Origin of the sequence: Kitasatospora sp. NPDC091257 (assembly GCF_044757675.1) — a bacterium.
Classification (GTDB): Bacteria; Actinomycetota; Actinomycetes; order Streptomycetales; family Streptomycetaceae; genus Kitasatospora; species Kitasatospora lactacystinica.
The window spans coordinates 1-1,300 of sequence record NZ_JBIVVI010001753.1 but is presented as its reverse complement, the minus strand read 5'-3'; the positions used below and the strand labels follow the sequence as shown (position 1 = coordinate 1,300).

Annotated in this window: 1 protein-coding gene; it reads right to left on the bottom strand. The window is 77.6% G+C overall.

Annotated features, from left to right (window positions below):
• On the bottom strand, positions 1-1,277 hold a 1,277-nt coding region (locus tag ACIQOV_RS41780), incomplete at its 3' end, for an MFS transporter (RefSeq protein WP_401056419.1).
• Positions 1,278-1,300 lie beyond the last annotated feature (23 nt).

Sequence of the window (1,300 nt, the reverse complement as noted above, 5' to 3'; positions counted from 1 at the left end):
CCCGGCGCCCCACCCGGCGCCCCCTCGGGCGGTGCGGCCGCCGCCGCCCCGCGCGCCGTCAGGTGCCGGCGCCCCGCCAGCGCGATCAGCAGCGCGAGCCCGGCGGCCGCGGCGGGCAGGAGGTAGCCGGTGCCCGGAGCGGCCCGCTCCGCGACCGTCCCGGCGAGCGCCGCCCCGGCCGAGATGCCGACCACGATGCCGGACACCGCCATCGCCATGCCCTCGTTGAACTGCCGCTGCGGCAGCAGCTCCTGGACCAGCGTCATCCCGGTCACCATGGTCGGCGCGGTGGCGGTGCCGGCCGCGAACAGGGCCGTCCCGAGCAGCCCGAGCCCGGCCCCGCCCAGCCCGGCGGCGAGCGGCAGCAGCAGGACCGAGGTCATCGCGGTGGCGCCGAGCAGGAAGCGCGTGCCCGGTGCCCGGCGCGGGGTCAGCAGCCCGAACAGCAGCCCCGCGACGCAGGAACCGGCCGCGAACAGGGCCAGCAGCAGTCCGGCGGAGGCCTTGTGGCCGAGCGCGTCGGCGTACGCCACGGTGGTGATCTCGGTCGCGCCGAAGACCGTGCCGGTCGCCAGGAAGGTCAGCACCAGCACCCGCAGCCCGGGCACCCGCAGCGGGGAGCCGTGCCGCGGTCCGGCCGGTTCCCGCCCCTGCGCCGGGGCGGGGGGCAGCGGGGGTTCGGTGCGCCGCTGGGCGGCGAACAGCAGGGCGCCGGTGGCGCCGAGGGTCCCGGCGGTGATCAGTCCGGCCTCCGGGGCGAGCGTGGTGCAGAGCAGCATGGCGAGCACCGGGCCGGCCATGAAGCAGAGTTCGTCCAGGGCCTGTTCGAAGGAGTTGGCCAGGTGCCGGGCGGCCGGGTCGTCCCGGTACAGGTGCGCCCAGCGGGAGCGGGCCATGCCGCCGAGGTTGGGTGCCGCCGAGCCGGCCGCGGAGCAGAGGAGGAGGGTCCAGTCGGGTGCGCCGAACCGGACGCAGAGCAGCAGCCCGGCCGGCGGAACGGCGTTGTACAGCGCGGCCGGTACCGTCACCCGCGCCTGCCCGTACCGGTCCACCAGCCGTCCGATCAGCGGCATCCCGACCGCGCCGGCGACCAGTCCGGCTGCCGAGACGGCCCCGGCCAGCCCGTACGAGCCGCGCCGCTCGGAGAGCAGCACCACCAGGGCGACGCCGTTCATCGACAGCGCCAGCCGGCCGAGCAGCCCGGTCAGGGTGAAGGCGACGGCGCCGGGGGCCGCGAACAGCCGCCGGTAGGAGGTGAGGACGGCGCGCGGGGGCATCGGGCTCCTGTGAGCACAAGGGG